Here is a 3878-nt window from a genome sequence, read left to right as displayed (position 1 = left end):
CCACGTCTGGGAAGCCAAGGCCACCACCGCCGCCAACCTCCACGCCGCCACCCGCCACCTCCCCCTCGCCCTGTTCACCCTCTACTCCTCCGCCGCCGGCACCCTCGGCAACCCAGGACAAGCCAACTACGCCGCCGCCAACGCCTACCTCGACGCCCTCGCCACCACGCGACACCACACCGGCCTCCCCGGTGTGTCCATCGCCTGGGGCCTCTGGGCCGCCACCAGCACCCTCACCGACGACCTCACCCACGCCGACCACGCCCGCATGAACCGGTCGGGAGTCTCCCCCCTGCCCACCGATCACGCCCTCGCCCTCCTCGACACCGCCCACCGCCACGGCGAACCACACCTCGTGGCGTTGAACCTCGACGTCCACGCGCTGGCCGCGCAGCCGCCCCGCAGCCTTCCGCCGGCGTTCCGCGCGCTGGCGGCCCGCCCCGGCGGCAGCGGCGCGGCCACCCGCCGCGCCGCCACGGCCGAGCAACGCCCGGACGACTGGACGCGGCGGCTCGCCGCGCTGCCGGAACCGGAGCGGCGGCAGCGGCTGCTCACGCTGGTGCGCACCAACGCCGCGACCGTGCTCGGCCACGCCGACCCCGAAACCGTGCGGGAGGACGCGCCGTTCACCGACCTCGGCTTCGACTCGCTGACCGGCGTCGAGCTGCGCAACCGCCTCTCGGCGGCGACCGGCCTGCGGCTGCCGGCCGCCCTCATCTTCGACTTCCCCTCGGCCAGGGCGCTGGCCGGCCACCTGCTCGGCGAGCTGGGCGTGGTGGACGGCTCGCCGGGCGCGGCGACCGGCGGTGTCGACCCGGTGCTCGGGGAGCTGGCGCGGCTGGAGGACACCCTGTCGGCACTCGACCTGCCCGAGGCCGACGCACGGGCGGTGACAGATCGGCTTGAGGGCCTGCTGGCCCAATGGAAGGCGGTGTCCGCGCCGGCGGCCCAGGACGCCGAGGACACCGAGGACACCGCTGCCGACCGGCTCACGCTGGCCACCGCCGACGAGGTCCTGGCGTTCATCGACAGCGAACTCGGCACATCGTGATGGCTCACAACGCAGACGAAGGTCGTGACTCCCCATGCCGGATGAAGAAAGGCTTGTCGACTACCTCAAGCGTGTGGCGACGGACCTGCACGACACGCGGCGCAAGCTGCGCGAGGTGGAGGAGCGGCACCAGGAGCCCATCGCCATCACCGCGATGACCTGCCGGTTCCCCGGCGGCGTCGACTCGCCCGAGGCGCTGTGGGACCTGGTGGCCGCCGGGCGGGACGCCATCGGTCCCTTCCCCACGGACCGGGGCTGGGACGTGGACGCCCTCTACCACCCGGATCCCGACCACCCCGGCACGACGTACACGCGCGAGGGCGGGTTCCTGCACGACGCCGACACCTTCGACCCCGGCTTCTTCGAGATGAGCCCGCGCGAGGCGCTGGCGACCGACCCGCAGCAGCGGAAGCTGCTGGAGGTGGGGTGGGAGCTGTTCGAGCGCGCCGGCATCGACGCGACGGCGCTGCGCGGCAGCCAGACGGGCGTCTTCGTCGGCGCGGCGACCATCGGCTCGGCGGCGTCGGGCGCGCCCGTGCGCAAGGAGTCCGAGGGGTACGCGGGCGTCGCGCCCAGCATGCTGTCGGGCCGCCTCGCGTACGCCTTCGGGCTTGAGGGCCCGGCGCTGACGGTGGAGACGGCGTGCTCGGCGTCGCTGGTGGCGATGCACCTGGGGATCGCGGCGCTGCGGAACGGCGAGTGCGGCCTGGCGGTGGCGGGCGGCGTGACCGTCATGTCCTCGCCGGCCGTGTTCACCGGCTTCGCCCGGCAGCGCGGCCTGGCGCCGAACGGGCGGTGCAAGCCGTTCGCCGCCGCGGCCGACGGCACCGGCTGGGGCGAAGGCGCCGGGCTCGTGCTGCTGGAACGCCTCTCCGACGCCCGCCGCAACGGCCACCAGGTGCTCGCCGTCATCCGTGGCTCGGCCGTCAACCAGGACGGCGCCAGCAACGGCATCGCCGCGCCCAACGGGCCCTCACAGCAGCGGGTCATCCGCGCGGCGCTGCGCAACGCCCGCCTGTCGTCCGCCGAGGTGGACGCGGTGGAGGCGCACGGCACCGGCACCCGCCTCGGCGACCCGATCGAGGCGGACGCGCTGCACGCCACGTACGGGCGGCAGCGCCCGGAGGGCAGGCCACTGCTGCTGGGCTCGGTCAAGTCCAACATCGGGCACACGCAGGGCGCGGCGGGCGTCGCGGGCGTCATCAAGACGGTGATGGCGATCCGGCACGGCGTGCTGCCCGCGACGGTCAACGTGGACGAGCCGACGCCGCGCGTGGACTGGTCCGGCGCGGTGCGCCTGCTGACGGAGCCACAGGCGTGGCCGGAGACGGGCCGGCCGCGCCGCGCCGGGGTGTCGTCGTTCGGCATCTCCGGCACCAACGCGCACCTGATCCTGGAGCAGCCGGCCGACCCGTCCCCGGCGAAGGGGAAGAGCGGGGGCCAGAACGACAGCGAGGGCGAGGAGCCGCAGCGGCCGGCGATCACGGCCGGCGGCGTGGTGCCGTGGGTGCTGTCGGCGCGCGGCGAGGGCGCGCTGGCGCGGCAGGCGCGGCGCCTGGCCGACTGGGCCGAACGCCACCCCGGCGCGGTGGCGGACGTGGGCCGTTCGCTGGCGACGGCACGCGCCCGCCTGGAGCACCGGGCCGTGGTCGTCGGCGAGGACCGGGCGGCGCTGCTCGGCGGCCTCGCCCGGCTGGCCGCCGGCGAACCCGACCCGGCTGTCGTCACCGGTACGGCCGGCCCGACCGGCGCCGGGCCGGTGTTCGTCTTCCCCGGGCAGGGCTCGCAGTGGCTCGGCATGGGCGTCGGACTCCTCGACTCCTCCCCCGTCTTCGCCGCCCGGATCGCCGAGTGCGAGCGGGCCCTGGCGCCGTACGTCGACTGGTCGCTGACCGGCGTGCTGCGCGGCACCGACACCGCCGCCGACCCCGCCCGCGACGACGTGATCCAGCCCGTGCTGTGGGCCATCCACGTCGCGCTGGCCGCCGTCTGGCAGAGCTTCGGCGTCACCCCGGCGGCCGTCATCGGCCACTCCCAGGGCGAGGTCGCGGCGGCGTGCGTCGCCGGGGCCCTGACCCTGGAGGACGGCGCCAGGATCATCGCCCTGCGCGCGAAGGCCCTGCGGCCCCTCATCGGGCACGGCGCCATGGCCTCCCTCAGCCTGAGCGCCGAGGAGACCGAACGCCTCCTCGCCGATCTCGGCCCGGATCAGGCCGGTGACGTCGTCGCCGCCGCCCACAACGGCCCGCAGGCGACGGTGGTCTCGGGCTCCCCCGACCGGGTGGCCGCGGTGCTGGCCGCCGCGAGAGAGCGGGGCGCGCGGACCCGCACCATCGACGTCGCCTACGCCTCCCACGGCCCGCACGTCGACCGCATCTGCGAGGACATCCTCGGCGCGCTCGGCGAGGTGTCCCCCACCGAGTCCGGCATCGCGTTCTACTCCACCGTCAGCGCCGAGCGCGTCTCCACGACCGGGCTCGACGCGGAGTACTGGTTCACCAGCCTCCGCCGCCCGGTCCGCTTCGCCGACGCCGTTCGCCGCCTGGTCGCCGACGGCTACCGGGCGTTCGTCCAGTGCAACCCGCACCCCATCCTCTCCACCAGCCTGCAGGACGTCTTCGAGGAGTCCGGCACCCGCGCCGTCGCGCTGGCCACGCTCCGCCGCGACCAGGGCGGGCCGCGGCAGCTGGCGCTGGCGCTGGCGCATGCCCACGCCGCCGGCGTGGACGTCGACTGGCGGCCCTGGTTGGCGTCCGGGTCCGAGGTCGCGCTGCCCACCTACGCCTTCGACCGCGAGCGCTTCTGGATTCCCCACGGCGGGACGGGC

The 3878-nt window shown here is 75.6% G+C and carries 2 protein-coding genes; both read left to right on the top strand.

The window, feature by feature from the left end:
- Window positions 1-1051 (top strand): KR domain-containing protein (locus ACWDSL_RS52395; protein ID WP_450496738.1); only part of this gene is annotated, 1051 nt, incomplete at its 5' end.
- A 34-nt stretch (window positions 1052-1085) separates the two neighbouring features.
- The coding region (locus ACWDSL_RS52390) for a type I polyketide synthase (protein WP_450496736.1) at window positions 1086-3878 on the top strand (2793 nt) is incomplete at its 3' end.

The sequence above is a fragment of the Streptomyces sp. NPDC000941 genome (genome assembly GCF_053599555.1).
Note: the sequence above shows the minus strand (reverse complement) of the source record. Positions and strands in the feature narration are given on the sequence as shown.